The 17,762-nt window shown below is 72.3% G+C and carries 19 protein-coding genes, 1 tRNA gene and 1 other RNA gene; 13 read left to right on the top strand and 8 right to left on the bottom strand.

What is annotated here, in order from left to right; all coding sequences use genetic code 11:
- Nucleotides 1-116 precede the first annotated feature (116 nt).
- From ftsE to BFV98_RS14230, 6 genes are all read left to right on the top strand, one after another.
- Nucleotides 117-797 carry a cell division ATP-binding protein FtsE gene (gene ftsE / locus BFV98_RS14255; protein ID WP_013284225.1) on the top strand — a complete coding sequence of 227 codons (681 nt, stop codon included), beginning with the start codon at nucleotides 117-119 and terminating at the stop codon, nucleotides 795-797.
- A 64-nt stretch (nucleotides 798-861) separates the two neighbouring features.
- Nucleotides 862-1,737, top strand: a complete 876-nt coding sequence (gene ftsX / locus BFV98_RS14250) for a permease-like cell division protein FtsX (protein WP_013284226.1) — start codon at nucleotides 862-864, stop codon at nucleotides 1,735-1,737.
- Between the two features lie 140 nt (nucleotides 1,738-1,877).
- The gene (gene smpB, locus BFV98_RS14245; RefSeq protein WP_013284227.1) at nucleotides 1,878-2,357 is read left to right on the top strand and encodes an SsrA-binding protein SmpB; all 480 of its coding nucleotides are present in this window, start codon (nucleotides 1,878-1,880) and stop codon (nucleotides 2,355-2,357) included.
- Nucleotides 2,358-2,460: 103 nt separating this feature from the next.
- Nucleotides 2,461-2,836, top strand: a transfer-messenger RNA (tmRNA) gene (gene ssrA / locus BFV98_RS14240).
- Between the two features lie 194 nt (nucleotides 2,837-3,030).
- A complete protein-coding gene (locus BFV98_RS14235; protein ID WP_013284228.1) occupies nucleotides 3,031-3,456 on the top strand; it encodes a hypothetical protein in 426 nt (141 codons plus the stop codon).
- A 40-nt stretch (nucleotides 3,457-3,496) separates the two neighbouring features.
- Nucleotides 3,497-4,441, top strand: a complete 945-nt coding sequence (locus BFV98_RS14230) for a hypothetical protein (RefSeq protein ID WP_071096646.1) — start codon at nucleotides 3,497-3,499, stop codon at nucleotides 4,439-4,441.
- Between the two features lie 3 nt (nucleotides 4,442-4,444).
- Here the strand turns inward: BFV98_RS14230 and mdlC are convergent, their stop codons facing one another.
- Entirely contained in the window at nucleotides 4,445-6,037 is a 1,593-nt protein-coding gene (gene mdlC / locus BFV98_RS14225; RefSeq protein WP_071096644.1) for a benzoylformate decarboxylase, read from the bottom strand.
- A gap of 109 nt (nucleotides 6,038-6,146) precedes the next feature.
- Nucleotides 6,147-6,947 (bottom strand): S-methyl-5'-thioadenosine phosphorylase, encoded by an 801-nt coding sequence (locus tag BFV98_RS14220; protein ID WP_013284231.1) that lies wholly within the window; start codon nucleotides 6,945-6,947, stop codon nucleotides 6,147-6,149.
- A 149-nt stretch (nucleotides 6,948-7,096) separates the two neighbouring features.
- On the opposite strand from BFV98_RS14220, the gene BFV98_RS14215 reads away from it, so the two are divergent.
- Entirely contained in the window at nucleotides 7,097-7,687 is a 591-nt protein-coding gene (locus BFV98_RS14215; protein WP_013284232.1) for a YqgE/AlgH family protein, read from the top strand.
- Between the two features lie 88 nt (nucleotides 7,688-7,775).
- Nucleotides 7,776-7,848, top strand: a tRNA-Ala gene (locus BFV98_RS14210).
- Nucleotides 7,849-7,944: 96 nt separating this feature from the next.
- On the opposite strand, the gene BFV98_RS14205 is transcribed toward BFV98_RS14210, so the two are convergent.
- Nucleotides 7,945-8,076, bottom strand: a complete 132-nt coding sequence (locus BFV98_RS14205) for a hypothetical protein (RefSeq protein WP_030271119.1) — start codon at nucleotides 8,074-8,076, stop codon at nucleotides 7,945-7,947.
- A gap of 74 nt (nucleotides 8,077-8,150) precedes the next feature.
- A complete protein-coding gene (locus BFV98_RS14200; protein WP_013284233.1) occupies nucleotides 8,151-8,765 on the bottom strand; it encodes a TetR family transcriptional regulator in 615 nt (204 codons plus the stop codon).
- A 73-nt stretch (nucleotides 8,766-8,838) separates the two neighbouring features.
- Between BFV98_RS14200 and BFV98_RS14195 the strand changes: the two genes are divergently transcribed.
- Entirely contained in the window at nucleotides 8,839-9,237 is a 399-nt protein-coding gene (locus BFV98_RS14195) for a VOC family protein (protein ID WP_013284234.1), read from the top strand.
- Between the two features lie 21 nt (nucleotides 9,238-9,258).
- Here the strand turns inward: BFV98_RS14195 and BFV98_RS14190 are convergent, their stop codons facing one another.
- Complete coding sequence (locus BFV98_RS14190; protein WP_030271117.1) at nucleotides 9,259-9,741, bottom strand: DUF1772 domain-containing protein; 483 nt, start codon at nucleotides 9,739-9,741, stop codon at nucleotides 9,259-9,261.
- A 70-nt stretch (nucleotides 9,742-9,811) separates the two neighbouring features.
- Between BFV98_RS14190 and BFV98_RS14185 the strand changes: the two genes are divergently transcribed.
- Both BFV98_RS14185 and BFV98_RS14180 read left to right on the top strand, forming a co-directional pair.
- Nucleotides 9,812-10,756: an AraC family transcriptional regulator gene (locus BFV98_RS14185; RefSeq protein ID WP_083395279.1), complete on the top strand. Its 945-nt coding sequence runs from the start codon at nucleotides 9,812-9,814 to the stop codon at nucleotides 10,754-10,756.
- The gene (locus BFV98_RS14180) at nucleotides 10,753-11,094 is read left to right on the top strand and encodes a VOC family protein (RefSeq protein ID WP_047893724.1); all 342 of its coding nucleotides are present in this window, start codon (nucleotides 10,753-10,755) and stop codon (nucleotides 11,092-11,094) included. Before BFV98_RS14185 ends, BFV98_RS14180 begins: the two co-directional genes overlap by 4 nt.
- 18 nt (nucleotides 11,095-11,112) lie before the next feature.
- On the opposite strand, the gene BFV98_RS14175 is transcribed toward BFV98_RS14180, so the two are convergent.
- Together BFV98_RS14175 and BFV98_RS14170 are read right to left on the bottom strand one after the other, a co-directional pair.
- On the bottom strand, nucleotides 11,113-12,180 hold the full coding sequence (locus BFV98_RS14175) for a glycerophosphodiester phosphodiesterase family protein (protein ID WP_071096642.1): 1,068 nt from the start codon (nucleotides 12,178-12,180) through the stop codon (nucleotides 11,113-11,115).
- Nucleotides 12,181-12,334: 154 nt separating this feature from the next.
- Nucleotides 12,335-14,641: a DUF4153 domain-containing protein gene (locus tag BFV98_RS14170; RefSeq protein WP_071098882.1), complete on the bottom strand. Its 2,307-nt coding sequence runs from the start codon at nucleotides 14,639-14,641 to the stop codon at nucleotides 12,335-12,337.
- A gap of 155 nt (nucleotides 14,642-14,796) precedes the next feature.
- Here BFV98_RS14170 and BFV98_RS14165 point away from each other — a divergent pair, with 155 nt between their 5' ends.
- Nucleotides 14,797-15,693, top strand: coding sequence for a lytic polysaccharide monooxygenase (locus BFV98_RS14165; RefSeq protein WP_071096640.1), 897 nt, complete (start codon nucleotides 14,797-14,799; stop codon nucleotides 15,691-15,693).
- Nucleotide 15,694: 1 nt separating this feature from the next.
- Here the strand turns inward: BFV98_RS14165 and mgrA are convergent, their stop codons facing one another.
- Nucleotides 15,695-16,684, bottom strand: a complete 990-nt coding sequence (gene mgrA, locus BFV98_RS14160; protein WP_013284241.1) for an L-glyceraldehyde 3-phosphate reductase — start codon at nucleotides 16,682-16,684, stop codon at nucleotides 15,695-15,697.
- Nucleotides 16,685-16,741: 57 nt separating this feature from the next.
- Between mgrA and BFV98_RS14155 the strand changes: the two genes are divergently transcribed.
- A complete protein-coding gene (locus BFV98_RS14155) occupies nucleotides 16,742-17,710 on the top strand; it encodes an aldo/keto reductase (protein ID WP_013284242.1) in 969 nt (322 codons plus the stop codon).
- The last annotated feature ends 52 nt before the right edge of the window (nucleotides 17,711-17,762 follow it).

Raw genomic sequence — 17,762 nt, 5'->3', positions numbered from 1 at the left:
ACGGTTGGACGCAGCGCGTCATCGATCTCGGTCTGACCGGGTAAATCGATGACGCGCACCGCTTCGGCGGGGCGTGGGGCTTGGCTCTGCGGTTACACCGCGTAGACTACCGACCCGTGATTCAGCTTGAGCAAGTGACGAAGACGTACCCGAAGGCGTCCCGGCCTTCGCTCGACAACGTGTCCGTCTCGATCGAGAAGGGCGAGTTCGTCTTCTTCATCGGTCCATCCGGCTCCGGCAAGTCCACCATCATCAAGTTGCTGCTGCACGAGGTCACGCCCAACAAGGGCCGGGTCGTCGTCAACGGCAAGGACGTCACGTCGATGCGTTCCTGGAAGCGACCCCACTTCCGGCGTTCCATCGGCTGCGTCTTCCAGGACTTCCGGTTGCTGCCGAACCGCACCGCGTACGAGAACGTGGCGTTCGCGCTGGAGGTGATCGGTAAGACGAAGGCGGTCGCCCGCCGGGTCGTGCCGGAGGTGCTGGAGCTGGTCGGTCTCGGCGGCAAGGAGCACCGCTACCCGCACGAGCTGTCCGGTGGTGAGCAGCAGCGTGTCGCGGTGGCCCGGGCGTTCGTCAACCGGCCGCTGATCCTGCTGGCCGACGAGCCGACCGGAAACCTGGACCCGGACACCTCGATCGAGATCATGCGCCTGCTGGACCGGATCAACCGCACCGGTACGACCGTCGTGATGGTCACGCACGACTCCAACATCGTGAACCAGATGCGGCGCCGGGTCATCGAGATCGAGAGCGGCCGCATCGTGCGCGACCAGGCCCGGGGCGTCTACGGCTGAGCCGGCCGACGTTCCGTAGACCCTGACGACGAAACCTCACGCCGGAGAGCCGGAGGATATCCCGATGCGGATGAAGTACGTCCTGTCCGAAGTACTGGTCGGGCTGTGGCGCAACGTCACCATGACCATCGCCATGATCATCACAATGGCGGTGTCGCTGTTCATGCTGGGCGGCAGCGGCCTTCTCTACCAGAAGGTCGGCGACATGAAGGACCTCTACTACGAGAACGTCGAGGTCTCGATCTTCCTGAAGACCGATGCCACCAAGGAACAGGTCGACGCGCTGGGCCAGCAGCTCGGCCAGGACCCGCTGGTCAAGGACTCGACGTACGTCAACAAGGAGCAGGCGTACGAGCGCTTCCAGCAGATGTACGCCGACGCCCCGGACCTGGTCAGCGCCGTCAAGCCGGACCAGCTTCCCGAGTCGTACCGGGTGAAGCTGAACGACCCGGAGCAGTACAAGGCGATCTACGACAAGTACAAGGCCACCGAGGGCATCGACACGATCGTCGACCAGAGCAAGCTGCTCGACAAGGTCTTCGGCGTGCTCAGCGGGTTCCAGAACGGCGCCCTCGCGATCGCCACCGTGATGGCCATCGCCGCCCTGCTGCTCGTCGCGAACACCATCCAGGTCGCCGCGTACAGCAAGCGGCGTGAGGTGGCGGTCATGAAGCTCGTCGGCGCGTCGAACTGGTTCATCCAGGCGCCGTTCGTGCTGGAGGCGGTGGTGGCCGGTCTGTTCGGCTCCATCCTGGGCCTGCTCGCGTTGGTCGGGGTGAAGCTGCTGTCGGCCGGCAGTTCGATGGCGGCCCTGGAGGGCCTCATCACCCCGATCTCCTGGTCCGAGATCTTCCTGACCTTCCCGCTGATGGCCGCCGTCGGTGGCGTGGTCAGCGCGGTCACCGCCTGGGTCACGCTCCGCTTCTACCTGCGGGTCTAGTCACCTCGTACGGCTCACCGAGGGCCCTTCCGCGCCGGAATAAACGGCGCGGGAGGGCCCTTGTGGTTCCGGTAGCATGATCTCCGCTCGCCGGCCGGTGGCCGGTGGCCGGTGAGTCGATCAGGAAGGGGGTGGCGCCGATGCCACGGGAAAAGGGTCGCAAGGTGGTCGCCTCCAACAAGAAGGCGCGCCACGACTACGCCATCCTCGACACGTACGAGGCGGGCATGGCGCTCACCGGCACCGAGGTCAAGTCGCTGCGGGCCGGGCGGGCGTCGCTCGTGGACGCGTTCGCCCAGGAGCGTGACGGCGAGATCTACCTGCACGCCATGCACATCCCGGAGTACGCCCAGGGCACCTGGACGAATCATGAGCCCCGGCGTACCCGGAAGCTGCTGCTCAACCGGCTGGAGATCGACCGGCTGCTGGGCAAGCTCAAGGAGAGCGGCCTGACGCTGGTGCCGTTGCAGGTCTACTTCTCCGACGGCTGGGCCAAGGTGGAGATCGGCCTGGCGCGGGGTAAGAAGTCGTACGACAAGCGCCAGGACCTCGCCAAGCGGGACGCCGACCGGGAGATCGCCCGGGCGGTGGGCCGGCGCGGCAAGGGCATGGCTGAGTGATACGTCCGGTTCGTCCGGTAGCCCGCGTCGAGCGGGCCTCGGGATGAAACCGGTTGCGCCAGGCGTTAGGCTTGGTGTGCTGCCGACAGGGGCAGCGCTTCGAGGGGGTGACTGGTTTCGACTTCGTACGCAGCGACAGGGGAAGCGAGCCGAGGAAGCCGACGTCGTCTCGAGAATCGGTCGTCGGAAACCAATAAGCGCCAAGAACAATCGCGCTGACTTCGCTCTCGCCGCCTGAGGCGAGTAGCAAGTCTGTCGGCCTGGGAGCGCCTTCGACCCAGTTAGCCGGCATCAGCTAGAAGGCTGGCCAATCGGACCCGGTCGCGGGGTCCGTGCGGCGAGATCAATCAGCGACTGGGCCCGTCACACCAACTTGCTCGCGTGAGCGGTGGGGCCGAGTAGAGGCATAGCGAGCTGCGCTCGGAGAAGCCCTGACAAACCGGCGAAGGACCCGGGTTCGATTCCCGGCACCTCCACCACACGGCCTGTGCGCCCCGGTCCACCCGGACCGGGGCGCACAGTCGTCTCTGGGGCCGCCGTCTCTGGGGCCTGCGGGGCGGCTGGGGCCGGTGAGGCCCGAGAGGCAGATGAGGCGGCGCCGACCGCTGGACAGGCCCTCGAACCAGGTCCACCATCGCCATACGGGTTCGCACCCAGCAGCGGGAGGTGTCCCATGGTCACCAGTCCGATCCAGCAGCCGACCGCCGTGCTCCCGAGCGCCGTCGGTGACCTGCGCGCCCTCGGGCGGGCACCGGCCACCGGGCCGCGCTGGCGGGAGCGACTTCTCACCGATCTGGACCCCGTCCGGCGGGGCTTCACCGAACACGTCCGCGTCACCGAGGGAGTGGGTGGGCACTACGCCGACCTGGTGCGCGCCGCGCCACGGCTGGACCGGGGCGTACGCCTGCTGGTCGGCGAGCACGCCGCGATCAGTGCCGCGCTGGCCGCGCTCCAGCACGCCGTACGCCTGCCCGGGGTGTCCGCCGCGGAGGTGCGGGCCCGCACCCGCGACCTGGTGCGCGCGCTCGACCGGCACCGGCGGCACGGCGCCGACCTGCTCTGGGAGGCGTACCAGGCCGACCTCGGCGGCGAGGACTGAGCCGGGGGAACCGGCCGGGACGGGCAGGCGTCCAACCCGTATGCGTCGCGTGCTCGCCCTGCTCGGGATCCCGTTGCTGGCCCTCTCCGCCTGCGCCACGCCCGGCGCCGATCCGGGGGCGGCCCCGCCCGCCGGCCCGGACCAGCGGACCGCGTTCACCGAGCGGGCCGAGGAGGTGGCGGCGGGCTGGCGGCCCGGGCCGGGCTGGCGCGACGGGTACGTGCCGCTCCAGGACGCCACAGTGCTCACCGGCGACCCGGGCTTCACCGAGGAGACGAAGACGGCGTTCGGCGCCGGCTGGTACCGGGACCAGATCCCGATGCCGGCCGATGTGCCGAAGGACGGCACGATCCGGTTCCCCGACGGCACGCTGCGGGTGCCGCTGGTCAGCGCCGCCGACGCGTACGCCGAACTCCACCAGGGCGACCCGCCGCCGTGCGACGGGCGCCCGGCCGCACCGGACCCGGCACCGACCGGGCGGCCCGGCCCGAACGACCCGGTGTCGACCTCGGCGCCGGGCGCGTGCGTGGCGCTCACCGTGACCGGGGTACGGCTGGGCACCGCACCGGTCTGGACCAGCCGAGGGCGTGCCGAGGTGCCCGCCTGGCTGTTCACAGTGGACGAGCTGGCCGTACCCGTGGCGCGGATCGCTGTCGCACCGCGCGTGACCGGCCGGGCCCCCGGCGGCACGGTGCCTGCCCGGCCGCTCCCGGCGGGCCTGGTGTCCGCGCAGCAGCTGCGGGCGGTCGACGGCGACCGCATCGACTACCTGCTCGGCGTCGGCGCCTGCGACGGCCCGCCCACCCCGCTGGTGCTGGAACGGCCGGACGTGGTGGTGATCGGCGGCGCCGTCGTTACGCCCACCGGCCCCTGCACCGCCCAGCTCGTGATGAAGCCGGTGAGCGTCACGCTCACCGCCCCGCTCGGCGGCCGGGCCGTGCTGGATGCCGCCAGCGGCGCGCCGCTGACCGTCCGGCCCGGCTGAGGCTCACAGGATCCGCGGCACGTCGGTGCTGATCGGCACCGGCAGCACCGTCGGCCGGTCCGCGTCGAGCGCGGCGGCGAGCGCCGCACCGAGCCCGTCCGGCGTGGTCACCTCACCGGCGCAGCCGTAGCCGTGCGCCACCGCCGTCACATCCAGCCCGGGCAGGTCCAGCGCCGGCACACCAGGCGTGTGCTTCAGCTCGGCGAACGCCTTGAGGATCGCGTACTGCTGATTCACCGGGACCACGACGGCGAGCGGCAGCCGCAGCCGCGCCGCCGTCCACAACGCCTGGACCGAGTAGTGGAACGAGCCGTCGCCGACCACCGCGACGACCGGGCGGCCACGCCCGGTGTCGCGCTCGGCGAGCGCCATGCCGACCGCCGCCGGCAGCCCGAAGCCGAGACCGCCGCTTGCCATCGTCAGGTACGAGCGGGGCTGCTCGATCGGCAGCCGGCGGCGCAGCGCGGCCAGGTTGGACGGCGACTCCTGCACCAGCACCCCGTCCGCCGGCCACACGGCGGCGAGCGCGGCGAACAACGTGTCGGCGCTCGGCGGGTCGGCCGGCTCCGGCAGGGCCGGCTGCGGGCGCGGTGACGGCGCCGCCCGGTCGGTCGGCGGCAGCAGCTCGCGCAGCGCGGCCATGGTCAACCCGGCGTCGCCGAGCAGGCTCTCCCCGACCGGAGCGCGGGCCGCCTCGTCCGGGTCGTCGGTGACGTGCAGCAGCCGCGCGTCACCGGGCAGGTAGTCGCCCGGCACGTGCGGGTAGTAGCGGAACACCGGCGCGCCCACCACCAGCACCACGTCGTGGCCGCGCAGCGCCTCCGACAGCGGCCCGATCGCGTACGGCAGCACGCCCCGGAAGTGCGGGTGGCGCTCCGGGAACACGGCGCGCTCCGGCGCCGGGGCGGCCCAGACCGGGGCGGCCAGGTGTTCGGCCAGCGCGACCGCGTCCGTCCAGGCGTCCGACCGGTCCACCGCCGCGCCGAGCACCAGCGCCGGGGTGCGGGCGGCGGCCAGCGCGCCGGCGAAGCTCCGCAGCCGGTCCGGGTCCGGCGCGATCCGGGTGGCGACGGTACGCACCTGCGGCGGCGGGTCGGCCGGACGGTCCCAGTCGTCCATCGGCAGGGAGAGGAACACCGGCCCGGCGGGTGGTTGCACCGCCGAGGCGTACGCCCGCATGAAGGCCGCCGGGATGTCCTGCGCGCGGGCCGGCTCGTGGGCCCATTTGACGTACGGCTGGGCCAGCTCGACCGCCCGCGGGCTGGCCAGGCGTGGCTCGATCAGCAGCATCTCGCGGGTCTGCTGGCCGGCGCTGACGATCAGCGGGGTCCGGTTGTGCCAGGCGGTGACCAGGTTGCCCATGCCGTTGCCGGTGCCCGGCGCGGTGTGCAGGTTGACGTGCGCGGGCCGGCCGGTGCCCTGGGCGTAGCCGTCGGCCATCGCGACCGCCGACGCCTCCTGGAGCGCGTGCACGTAGTGGAAGTCGTCCGGGAAGTGCTGGAGGAACGGCTCCTCGGTCGAGCCGGGGTTGCCGAAGACGGTGGTCAGGCCGAGCGCGCGCAGCAGGTCGTAGGTCGCCTCCCGCACCGTCGCCATCGCCGGCTGCCTCCGTTCCGCACGCGGATGCCGGAGCCGGCCCGGTGCCCAGTCTCCCGACCAGCCGAATCTATCGGGCCGAAGGCGACTTTTCGGGTGCTTCCCGCGCTCAGGGCAGTGGGAACGGCAGCTTGATCCCGTCCAGGGCGCTTCCGCACTCGCACTCCCGCTCGGTGGGCAGCGCCGCGACGGCGTCCAGCAGCAGCCCGCGCAGCCGGTCGGTGTTCTCCGCGAAGACGCGGAACACCTCCTCGTGGGTGACCGACTCGCCCGCCTCGACCCCCGCGTCCAGGTCCGTCACCAGCGCGATCGACGTGTAGCAGAGCGCCAGCTCGCGGGCCAGCACCGCCTCCGGGTGGCCGGTCATGTTGACGATCGTGCCGCCCATCGAGGCGAACCAGCGCGACTCAGCCCGGGTCGAGAAGCGCGGACCCTCGACCACGACGACGGTCCCGCCGTCCACCGCCGGCACGCCCCGACCGGCCGCCGTGTCCAGCAGCGTGCGCCGCCCGGCCGGGCAGTACGGGTCGGCGAACGACACGTGCACCGCGCCCCTGTCGTAGTAGGTCTGCGCGCGCCCGCTGGTGCGGTCGATCAACTGATCCGGCACCACGAACGTCCCCGGCCCCAGCTCCGGCCGCAGGCCACCCACCGCACAGGGCGCCAGCACCTGGCGTACGCCGAGCGACCGCAGCGCCCAAAGGTTGGCCCGGTAGGGGATCAGGTGCGGCGGGTACCGGTGATCGCGCCCGTGCCGGGGCAGGAACGCCACCCGGCGACCGCCCACCTCGGCGACCGTGATCGGGCCCGACGGCTCGCCGTACGGGGTGTCCACGACGTGTTCCACCCCGTCGAGCAGGGCGTAGAGCCCCGACCCGCCGATCACCGCCAGTTCGGCCTGCGCCGCCATCCGGCCCTCCCTCGATCCGTCGTGATCACCCGCCCGTCAGACCTTAACCAGCGGGCCGGACGCAGGCTATGGTGCGTGACATGGCGTTGACAGGGTGGACGGTCGACGGCCTCGGGCCCGTACGGGCGCACGGCTGACGGGTGTCGGACATGCAGAGTGAGGGGCAGGCGATCGGTGGCCGAGCCATGGAGTCGATGACCGGACGACTGCTGGTCGCGACACCAGGGCTCAAGGATCCGAACTTCGACCGTACGGTCGTGCTGCTCGTCGCCCACGAACCCGGCGGCGCCCTCGGGGTGGTGCTGAACCGGGCCACCGAGGTCTCCGTGGCCGACGTGCTCGGCGACTGGAGCGACCTCGCCCGCGACCCGGCAGTGCTGTTCGAGGGCGGCCCGGTGCAGCCCGACTCCGCCATCTGCCTGGCCCGGATGCGGCACCCCGTCCGGCCGGTCAAAGGCTTCCACCGCGTCTCCGGCGCGGTCGGCACCATCGACCTCTCGGTCGACCCGGAGAAGCTGCGCGAGGCCATCGGCGGCATCCGGGTGTTCGCCGGCTACTCCGGCTGGGGTGCCGGGCAGGTGGAGCGCGAGATCGAGGAGGGCTCCTGGTTCGTGTTCGACGCGCTGCCCGGCGACGCCTTCGTCGACCGGCCGGATGATCTCTGGCCGATGGTGCTGCGCCGGCAGGGCGGCATGCTGGCCGCGGTGGCCCACTTCCCGCCGGACGTGGCGCTGAACTGAGCCGGGTGCGGGTGACCCCGCGAGATGACCATGCCGGGCGGCGTGTGTATAGTTCTCTCCGTGCCCGGGCGACCGGGGACGACCGCAAGGGGCCGTGGCGCAGCTGGTAGCGCACCACACTGGCAGTGTGGGGGTCAGGGGTTCGAGTCCCCTCGGCTCCACCCAAGCGAAAAGCCCTGGTGAGAGACAATGCCTCCCACCAGGGCTTTTGTCATTCGTCGATCTCTCGGGTTGCAATGTGCCAGACCCGTGCCAGATCAGGCGCTGAGCTTGCCTCGCGCCTCTTCGATCAGGGCGTCCAACGCGGCGGCGATGGCGTGATCGCGGTCACGGGCCGCGTGCTGGTAGATCATCGCTGCCCGGGTGCTCGAATGGCCGATGCGCGCCATCAGTTCTTTGAGCGTCGCGCCGCTCTGTGCTGACCATGTGCTGCCGGTGTCACCTTCGAAGGCCGCACCACCAGCTAACCGTGCCGGACGGGTGCGGTGCGCGGCCCGCGGAGGCACTGAAGCAGGCGCAGCAGATCGGGCCACGTCTCGACCAATGCGGCGTCCCGGTCCGGGGCTTCGGCGATCCGTAGCACTGCCTCGTTCATCGCGCCGGAGAGCAAGGTGGCAGTTGCCTCGGGCGAGTTGACCTCAAGGTGCCCGGCTGCTGCCAGCGTGGCCACCGCCTCGGCCAGGTGGTGCCCGGAAGCGGCCGCGTCCTGGCTGCGCCACGTGCGCCAACCCATCACCGCGGGCGCGTCGACCAGCAGGATCCGCCGGTGTGTGTCGTCGACACTGGCGGTGAGGAACGCCCGGCAGCCGGCGACCAGGCCGTCCCATGGATCGGCGACCGCTTCGGCAGCGCTGGCGACCGCAGCGGCGACCCGCTGTTGCGCGGCGGCTGCGACGGCTTCGAACAGGTGCTGCTTGTTGCGGTAGTGATGGTAGACCGCACCCCTGGTGACCTGGGCTGCGGCGGCCACCTCCTCCAGGCGGACGGCCGTGTAGCCGCGTTCGGCGAACAGGGCAGTCGCGACGTCCCGGATGCGCCGGCCGGTGATCTCGCTCTGCTCCTTGGTGGCTCGCGCCATGCCGCACTCTTCCTTTACATGCTCCGTGTATGTATATTCCTTTACCTGCACAGTGTATGTAAAGGAGTTCGCCATGACACTCGCCAGCTCGTACCCGGTCCTCATGACGACCGACGTGACCTCGGCTGCGGCCTTCTACCGCGAGCACTTCGGGTTCCAGCCGACCTTCGAGACGGAGTGGTACGTGAGCCTGCGCCGCGACAACTGGGAACTGGCGGTGCTGGACAGCAGCCACGAGACGATCCCGGCGGCCTACCGCGGGCCGGTCGCCAGTGGGATGCTGCTCAACCTGGAGGTGGACGATGTCGACGCCGAGTGGGAGCGCCTGCGGCACCTGGAGGTCGTGCTTCCCGTCCGGACCGAAGAGTTCGGACAGCGGCACTTCATCCTCGCCGGCCCGGACGGTGTCCTGATCGACGTCATCACCAACGTGGAACCTGCGGAGGAGTACGCGGACAGGTTCATCTCCTAGCATCTCGCAGGCAAACGGCGCTCAAGCGGCGCGGCCCGCGAGCACCAACGCCCAGCACAGCGCGCCGAACCCCGCCGTGCTCGCCAGCGTCCGGACCACGTTCCAGGTGACCCAGGCGGATTCGAAGCGCTCCCGAGCCGCAGCGAGATCGGCGGAACCAGCCGCCGCGAGCGCGTCGTTCAACGGCACGTTCACCGCCACGGTGACGACGAACATCACCAGGTACAGGGCGAGCCCGGCGACGATCCACGGCAGCGCCGGCCGGGCCGCACCCCGCCACGCCAGCACCGCCGCGAGCGTGGCCAGCACCGGCGTACCCAGGAACGCCAGCAGGAACCAGCCGTTGACGATGGTGACGTTGATGCGCTGCATCGCGTCGACGAACGTGCGGTCGTCCGTGCCGCGCAGCGCCGGCATCACCGCGTACGCGAATGCGGCGAACAGGCCCGCCATCAGCCCGGCCCCGACTGTGGCGCCGGCCAGCGTCAGTTGTACGAGTCGCATGTCCTCATCGAACCGCCGCGCGGTGAGACGGCCCATGGTCAGGACGCGCGATCCTGTGTTCAATCGTCTCGTGGACGCCGTTTCCGGTCTGCTCGACGGTCCCCGTGCGCGGGGCGCCTTCCTGCTGCGTTCGATCCTCACCCCGCCCTGGTCGATGCTGATCCGGGACGAGGCGCCGCTCACGCTGGTCGCCGTGGTGCGGGGCGACGGCTGGATCGTGCCGGAGGAGGGCGGGGCCGCGCGGCTGACCGAGGGTGACGTGGCGATCGTGCGCGGCCCGGCCCCGTACACGGTGGCGGACGATCCGGCCACGGCGCCGCAGGTGGTCGTGCACCCGGGCCAGCGCTGCACCACTCCCGACGGGCGCGAGCTGTTCGCGATGACGCGGTGGGGCGTACGCACCTGGGGCAACGGGCCGGACGGCCGGACCGTGCTGCTCACCGGCACGTACCCGGTGCGGGGCACTGTGGGGCGGCGGCTGCTGGACGCGCTGCCGCCGCTCGCGGTGGTGCGGCGCGAGTCGTGGGACACGCCGCTGGTGCCGCTGCTGGCCGCCGAGATCGTCAAGGACGATCCCGGCCAGGAGGCGGTGCTGGACCGCCTGCTCGACCTGCTGCTCATCGCCGCGCTGCGGGAGTGGTTCGCCCGGCCCGGCGCCGCCGCGCCCGCCTGGTACCGGGCGTACGCCGATCCGGTGGTCGGCCGCGCGCTGCGCATGCTGCACGACGACCCGGCCCGGCCGTGGACGGTGGCATCGCTCGCCGCGGAGGTGGGGATGTCCCGGGCGGCGCTGGCCCGGCGGTTCACCGCGCTGGCCGGCGAGCCGCCCATGGCGTACCTGACGGGCTGGCGGCTGGCGCTCGCGGCCGATCTGCTCCGCGAGCCCGGCGCCACAGTCGGCGCGGTGGCCCGGCGGGTCGGCTACGGCAGTTCGTTCGCCCTGAGTGCGGCGTTCAAACGCCGGTACGGCGTGAGCCCGCGCCGGCACGTCGACCCGGATAGATTGGCCGGATGACTGTCGACCTGTTCGCCGGCGTCCCGGTCCGCGATCTCGCGGTGGCGACGGACTGGTACGAGCGGCTGTTCGGCGCACCGCCGCAGTTCCGGCCCGACGACAGCGAGGCGGTGTGGGAGCTGGCCGAGCACCGCTACCTCTACGTCGACGTACGGCCCGAGCACGCCGGTCACGCCATGCAGACGGTCTTCGTCGACGACCTCGACTCCCGCGTCGCGGCGATCGCCGCCCGTGGTCTGACGCCGACTGCGCAGGAGACCTACGACAACGGGGTCCGGAAGGTGATCTTCCACGATCCGGACGGCAACGAGATCGGCTTCGGCGGCGGCCCGGCCTGACCGGGCCGCCGCCGGACCTCAGCGCGCCCGGTACGCCTTCGGCAACCGCATCCCGCGCTCGGCCATGAGCTGCCGCACCCGGTTCGGGTAGTCGGTGATGATCCCGTCGACGCCCATGTCCATGAGCGCCGCCACTGTGGGCATGTCGTCGCAGGTCCAGGGGATGACCTTGAGCCCTCGTGCGTGCGCGTCAGCGATCATCCGGCGGTCCGGGTAGAAGCGGAAGTTCGGGTCGGCGATCGTGCCGTTCTGCGGGAACCCGTAGTTCGGGGACAGCGCGGTCACGCCGGGGGTCGCGGCGGCGGCCCGGACGAAGTCGCCACCGAAGTCGTCCACGTCCAGCCCGCCCAGCCACGGCGACGCGCCCGGCTTGCCGACCTGGAGGAAGTCGTAGTTCGTCAGCGCCACGAGCGGCCAGCGCGGCGCGAGCCGGTGCATCTCCCGCAGCGCGCCCCAGTCGAAGGACTGGATGGTGACCTGCCGCTCGATGCCCGAGCGCCGGATCTCCTCGAAGACCCGCCGGACGAACAGCTCACGCGGCGCGGTCTGCTCGGGCGCGCCCGCCTCCACCTTGGTCTCGATGTTGAGCGTGATCCCGTGCGCGCGGTAGCGCTTCACAAGGTCGAGCACGTCGCGCAGCTCGGCCATCCGGACACCGGCGATCTGCTCCTGCTCGGGGAAGCCGGGCAACTGCTGGTAGCCGCAGTCCATGGTCCTGATCTGCGCGAGCGTGAGGTCCTTGATGTACTTCCCGACGTACGGGTAGGCCGGGTCGCCGGGCCGCACCGGGGCGATGTCGCGGCACTTCTGCGCGCTGACCTGCCGGTCGTGCGTGACTACCACCTTCTCGTCCCGGGTGACCTGGGTGTCCAGCTCCAACGTGGTGACGCCGAGGCGCATCGCCTTGGCGAACCCGGCGAGCGTCTCCTCGGTGGTCATCCCGATGCCGCCACGGTGGGCCTGAAGGTCGAAGTGGGTCCGCTGCGGCGGTACGCCGGGACGGTCGGCCGGACCTGCGTGGGCGACGCCCGGCACGGCGAGCACCGCGCCGGCGACGAATGCCGTCACGAGCTGACGGGTGGACATGGAGAAACCTCCGCTACCTCGGTTGTCGTTCGCGCAGCCGAAGCTAGGTGCGGAGTCGGTGCCCGCCGTGGCATCGAGGTGAGGAGCGGATGAACGGTCGCCGGACGGCTGCCGGTGGGCCGGGCCGCGGTGGTCCGCGGCCCGGCCCGCGACGTCAGCGGGGACGCCGCGTCTTCGGCAGGTCGAACTGGTCGGCCCGGCGGCAGTCCTTCGGGCCGCCGATCGCCTTCGGGCCGACCTCGTCGAGGGCCTTGCGGGCGCGCTGGCGACCCAGGTTCCAGGCGTACCAGGGGTCGGGCTCGGCGAGGTCGTCGGCGATCCAGCTCAGCGTGCACCGGCGTACCGGGTCGGGGAGCTTGGCGAGTGCCGGGGTGGCGTCGGCGGACAGCGCCCGCAGGTACCAGGCGTCGATCTTGCCGGTCTGCTCGTACCGCAGCGTGTTGCGGCGGGCGACGTAGTCCTCCGGGTTGAGCACGGCCAGGCCGAGCAGCATCGCCACGGCCAGTGCGAGCGTGGTGCCGGGAATCCACCGGCCCCGCCATTTGACGCCGGCCGCGATGATCATCAGGAAGACCGTGCCGAGCAGCATCTCGAACGCCATCACGAAGATCCGCTCGCCGGTGAAGCTGTAGACCTTCTGGTACGTCCACATCCGGGACAGCGCCGACGCCACGATCACCACGCTCAGCGCGCTGATCAGCCCGAGCAGCACGCGCAGCATGATCCGCTCGACCGGCCGCTCCCGGCGTGCCCAGCGGCTCACCCCGCCGAGCACCGCCACGGTCAGCAGCGTGACGAAGAGCAGCTGCCAGAAGCCGCTACGCGCGTACTCGGCGTAGCTGAGCCCGGCGACCCGCTGCACGTGCTGCTGCCCGCCGAAGAGCGTGGTGAACTGCACCACCACGAACCCGGCGAACAGCAGCGTGAGCGCGCCGATGGCCGGGGCCCACTCCAGCAGGCCGAGACGGCGCTCACCCTCGCGATCCACTGTGGACAGGTCGGGCGGCGCGGCGAGCGTGTAGAGCGCGGCGACAGCGATCAGCCCGCCCACCACTGCGAGGAACAGCCAGCCGAACACCGTACCGAGGTTGATCTCGGGGACGAGCGAGCCGAGCGCCTCGGAGAACGCCGCGTCGGCCGACGCGAGCAGGCTGCCGAAGACCACGAGCACCACGACCGTGGCGACCACCGAGACGGTCACCTTGCGTACCGTCGCCTCCTGCGGCGAGGCGGTGATGTGCCGGCGTACCCACGGCAGGCCGCGCAACGCCGCGAACGGCGTCGCCACCAGGCCGAACAGGACCGAGCGCACCAGCCGCCCGCCGATGATCGCGAGGGTGGCGCAGCCGAGCGCGCCGAGCACGCAGAACGTCACGAGCCACCAGGCGTTGCGGAACGCCGGCACGGCGATCAGGGCCAGCGCGGCCGCCGCCCACCCGGCCCGGATGAGCTTGTCGGCGCGCGGTAGCTCCGCGGTCTTCGACCGGACCGCCAGCACCACCGCGAGCGTGAGCGTGAGCCACCCCAGGAACCAGCCGACGCCGACGCGGCCCAGCGGCACGAAGACCGCGCTGCCGACCGCGGCGGCCAGCACCGCGAGCGGCACTGCCCGCCCGGTCGCCGCCTTCGGGCCGGGCCACCGCGCGCCGAGGAACGAGGTCCGCGGCACCTGAGGTCGCGGCGCCCACGTCGGCGCCTGCGGGTGCCCGCTCCACCCCATTCCGGGGTACGGCGGCGCGGGCACCGGCCCACCGCCGTGCGGAGGCGGCGTGCCCGGAGCACGTTGCGCACCCGGCGCGGGCGGCGGCCCGGAGCCCGGCTGCGTGCCCGGCGCTGCCCATGACCCGGAGGCTGGCTGCGGGCCCGCGGGAGCGGCAGACGTCTGCGAGGCCCTCGCCGGGTCTGAGGTCGCGGAAGTGGTCGTCTGCGGAGCGCCGTCGCCGGGACGCGCGCCGGCCTCACCGGAGCCGGCCGTGGCCGCCCCCGCTGCGTCGGCGCTCGCGACGGACGGCTTCGAGCCGGCCGCCTGGGTGGTGCCCGGAGCGGCGTCCGGCGGGGCGGCGACGGCCTCTCCGCCCGTCGGCCGGTCGGCCGGTGCGGCGGCGGGCTTTCCACTACCTGTCGCTGCCGTCGCAGCGCCCTCCTGCGGGGAGCGCTCGGCGGCGGGCGCTGTGGCCTGGGCGGGCACCGCCGCCGCAGGCTGGCCGGTCGCCGTCTGCTGGCCGGTCGCCGGGACCAGCGGGACGAACAACGCGTACCCCTGGGTGCCGGGTGGCACGGTGACCGGAATCGCCCAGCCGGGCTGCCCCTCGGCGCCCGGCCAGGGCACCGGCGCGGGGGCGCCCTCCATCGTGGGCAGGACCAGCAGGTACGGCTGTGCGGGGGCGGGGACGTCGCCCGGCGCGGGCCCGGCCGCGGGGGCGGCGCGGGACGGCTCGGGGGACGGGGCCGGCTCGGACAAGGGACGCTCCTCGATCACAGGGTTTCGTCACTGTAGGGCCCATCAGGTGTCCGTCGCCGCCCCGGTTGTCCGTTCGGTCATGCCGCCCCGGCCGATCGGCGCGGATCGAACCTTTGGCGGCTCGCGGCCGTACCAGTGCGCGGGAGGTCGATCACATGGCCGCACGTCGCGCGCTCGCCGCGCTCGCCGCCGTCGCCGCGACGGTGCCGCTGACCGCCGCGCCGGCCGCGGCGCACGGTGCGCCGACCAGCCCGCTGAGCCGGGCCGCCGCGTGCGGGCCCGAGGGTGGCCGGGCGCAGACGCCCGCCTGCCGGGCCGCGGTCGCCGCCGGAGCGGCGGTACGCGAGTGGGACAACATCCGGGTGGCGCGGATCGACGGGCGGGACCGGGAACGCATCCCGGACGGGGAGCTGTGCAGCGGCGGGCTGTCCGCGTACCGGGGACTGGACCTGGCGCGCGCCGACTGGCCAGCCACCACGCTCACGGCCGGGGCCCGGCACACGTTCCGCTACCGCACCACCATTCCGCACCGGGGCACGTTCCGGTACTACGTCACCACCGGCTCGTACTCGCCTCGGCGCTCGCTGACCTGGGCGGATCTGGAGGAGAAGCCGTTCCTTCAGGTCACCGACCCGCCGATCCGCGCGGGCGCGTACGAGATGCGGGGGCGGCTGCCGGCCGACCGTACCGGCCGGCACATCGTCTATGTGATCTGGCAGAACTCGGACACCCAGGACACGTACTACTCCTGCTCGGACGTGATCTTCCGGGCGGTACGCGGTGCGTCGGACCCGCCGTCGGCAGCGCCGAAGGCGAGCGCGTCGCCCCCGCGTACCCTCGCCGTTCCGGCGGCCGACGACGAGCCGGCGGTGCCGGTCGCGACGGTGACCGACGGCGGACCGCTGTCCCGGCCGCTCCTGGTCGGCGCGGCGGCGCTCGTCGTCGCGCTGCTCGCGGCGGCGGTGGTCGGACTGCGACGGACCGGCGGGCCGCCGCCCGGGCGGCCGTGCGGTGTCCGCAACCACCGCGCCGGGCGGCGCCGCATCTGGTGACTCAGCCGAGCAGGCGCTCGATCTCGGCCAGGTCGTCCCCGGCGAGGTCGAGGTTGTTCAGCGCGGCCACGTTGCCCTCCAGCTGCCCGACGCTGCTCGCGCCGATGATGAGGCTGGTCATGCGCGGGTCGCGCAGCGCCCACGCCAGGGCGAGCTGGGCCAGGGTCTGCCCGCGCCGCTGCGCCACCGCGGCGAGCCCCCGGACCGTCGCCATCGTCTCGTCGTCGAGGTCGCTCTCGTTCAGGAAGACGCTCGTGCGCACCCGGGAGTCGGCCGGGATGCCCTTCAGGTAACGGTCGGTGAGCAGGCCCTGGGCGAGCGGGCTGTACGCGATGCAGCCGGCGCCGACGCTCTCCAGCGTGTCCAGCAGGCCGTCGCTCTCCGTCCAGCGGTTCATCATCGAGTACGACGGCTGGTTGATCAGCAGCGGCGTGCCCAGGTCGCGGAGGATCGCCGCGGCCCGCTCGGTCTGCTCCGAGTCGTAGTTGGAGATGCCCACGTAGAGTGCCTTGCCGGAGCGGACGATCGCGTCGAGCGCGCCCATCGTCTCCTCCAGCGGAGTCTCCGGGTCGAACCGGTGCGAGTAGAAGACGTCGACGTAGTCCAGCCCGAGGCGGCGCAGCGACTGGTCCAGCGACGAGATCAGGTACTTGCGCGAACCCCACTCGCCGTACGGGCCGGGCCACATCAGGTACCCGGCCTTGCTGGAGATCACCAGCTCGTCCCGGTACGGCTTCAGGTCGGTGGCGAGCAGCCGGCCGAAGTTCTCCTCCGCCGAACCGGGCGGCGGGCCGTAGTTGTTCGCCAGGTCGAAGTGGGTGATGCCGAGGTCGAAGGCGCGGCGGACGATGTCGCGCTGCCGCTCGAAGGGGCGGTCCGGTCCGAAGTTGTGCCACAGGCCGAGGGAGATGACAGGCAGCTTCAGCCCGCTGCGGCCGGTGCGCCGGTAGATCATCTCGTGGTAACGGTCGTCGCTGGCGAGGTAGGTCACCAGGCCATTCTGTCCGGACCGGAGTGCGCACGCAGCGGCGCGGGTACGTTCGGCCTCATGCGTTACGTGCGGCTCGACACCCCCAAGCCCATCTCCAAGATCGGCCTCGGCACCTGGCAGTTCGGCTCCAAGGAGTGGGGCTACGGCCCCGAGTACGAGCGCCGCGCCGCCGAGATCGTCCGGCGGGCGCTCGACCTTGGCGTCACCCTGTTCGACACCGCCGAGCTGTACGGCTTCGGCCGCAGCGAGCGCATCCTCGGCGCGGCCCTGGGCGACGACCGGGCCAAGGTCGTGGTCGCCACCAAGATCTTCCCGTTGCTGCCGGTCGCGCCGGTGGTGCAGCAGCGCGCTGTCGCCTCCGCCGCCCGGCTCGGCGTCGACGGCATCGACCTCTACCAGGTGCACCAGGCCAACCCGGTGGTCGCCGACACCACCACCATGCGCGGCATGCGCTCGTTGCAGGACGTCGGGCTGGTCGGCGAGGTCGGCGTCAGCAACTACGGCCTGCGCCGGTGGCGGTTCGCCGAGGCCGCGCTGGGCCGCCGGGTGCTGAGCAACCAGGTCCGCTACAGCATGATCGACCGCGGCCCCGAGGAAGACCTCATCCCGTACGCGGAGCAGGCCGGCCGGATCGTCATCGCGTACTCCCCGCTGGCGCAGGGTTTCCTCTCCGGCCGCTACGACGCCACGAACCCGCCCGCCGGGGCGGTACGCCGGGCCAACCCGTACTTCCTGCCGGAGAATCTGGAACGCGGCACCGCGCTGATCGCCACGCTGCGCGAGGTCGCCGACGCGCACGACGCGACGCCGAGCCAGATCGCGCTCGCGTACGTGCTGCGGCACCCGAACGTGGTGGCCATCCCGGGTGCCTCCGGGGTCGAGCAGATGGAACGCAACGCGGCCGCCGCCGAGATCGACCTCGCCGACGACGAGTACGCCGCACTCGTCGCCGCCGCACACGCGTTCCGCCCAGTCACCGGGCTGGCCGCCGTACCCCGGATGGTCCGCGCCCGCCTGGGCGGGTGAGCCGGCCGGAATCTCCCCGGCACGGGGGAGCCGGACCGGTACGACGGGGCGG

This window comes from Micromonospora sp. WMMB235 (genome assembly GCF_001855515.1).
In the GTDB taxonomy this organism is placed as follows: domain Bacteria; phylum Actinomycetota; class Actinomycetes; order Mycobacteriales; family Micromonosporaceae; genus Micromonospora; species Micromonospora aurantiaca.
This window is presented reverse-complemented; position numbering and strand designations above follow the sequence as displayed.

What these genes read in the sequence shown, in the direction of transcription:
- BFV98_RS14155 (WP_013284242.1), top strand. Translation starts at nt 16,742, where the DNA reads ATGCGTTACGTGCGGCTCGACACCCCCAAGCCCATCTCCAAGATCGGC.
- BFV98_RS14165 (WP_071096640.1), top strand. Translation starts at nt 14,797, where the DNA reads ATGGCCGCACGTCGCGCGCTCGCCGCGCTCGCCGCCGTCGCCGCGACG.
- ftsX (WP_013284226.1), top strand. Translation starts at nt 862, where the DNA reads ATGCGGATGAAGTACGTCCTGTCCGAAGTACTGGTCGGGCTGTGGCGC.
- BFV98_RS14190 (WP_030271117.1), bottom strand. Translation starts at nt 9,741, where the DNA reads ATGCGACTCGTACAACTGACGCTGGCCGGCGCCACAGTCGGGGCCGGG.
- BFV98_RS14175 (WP_071096642.1), bottom strand. Translation starts at nt 12,180, where the DNA reads ATGTCCACCCGTCAGCTCGTGACGGCATTCGTCGCCGGCGCGGTGCTC.
- BFV98_RS14200 (WP_013284233.1), bottom strand. Translation starts at nt 8,765, where the DNA reads ATGGCGCGAGCCACCAAGGAGCAGAGCGAGATCACCGGCCGGCGCATC.
- BFV98_RS14205 (WP_030271119.1), bottom strand. Translation starts at nt 8,076, where the DNA reads ATGGCGCGCATCGGCCATTCGAGCACCCGGGCAGCGATGATCTACCAG.
- BFV98_RS14180 (WP_047893724.1), top strand. Translation starts at nt 10,753, where the DNA reads ATGACTGTCGACCTGTTCGCCGGCGTCCCGGTCCGCGATCTCGCGGTG.
- BFV98_RS14230 (WP_071096646.1), top strand. Translation starts at nt 3,497, where the DNA reads ATGCGTCGCGTGCTCGCCCTGCTCGGGATCCCGTTGCTGGCCCTCTCC.
- BFV98_RS14215 (WP_013284232.1), top strand. Translation starts at nt 7,097, where the DNA reads ATGCAGAGTGAGGGGCAGGCGATCGGTGGCCGAGCCATGGAGTCGATG.
- smpB (WP_013284227.1), top strand. Translation starts at nt 1,878, where the DNA reads ATGCCACGGGAAAAGGGTCGCAAGGTGGTCGCCTCCAACAAGAAGGCG.
- mdlC (WP_071096644.1), bottom strand. Translation starts at nt 6,037, where the DNA reads ATGGCGACGGTGCGGGAGGCGACCTACGACCTGCTGCGCGCGCTCGGC.
- BFV98_RS14220 (WP_013284231.1), bottom strand. Translation starts at nt 6,947, where the DNA reads ATGGCGGCGCAGGCCGAACTGGCGGTGATCGGCGGGTCGGGGCTCTAC.
- BFV98_RS14235 (WP_013284228.1), top strand. Translation starts at nt 3,031, where the DNA reads ATGGTCACCAGTCCGATCCAGCAGCCGACCGCCGTGCTCCCGAGCGCC.
- BFV98_RS14195 (WP_013284234.1), top strand. Translation starts at nt 8,839, where the DNA reads ATGACACTCGCCAGCTCGTACCCGGTCCTCATGACGACCGACGTGACC.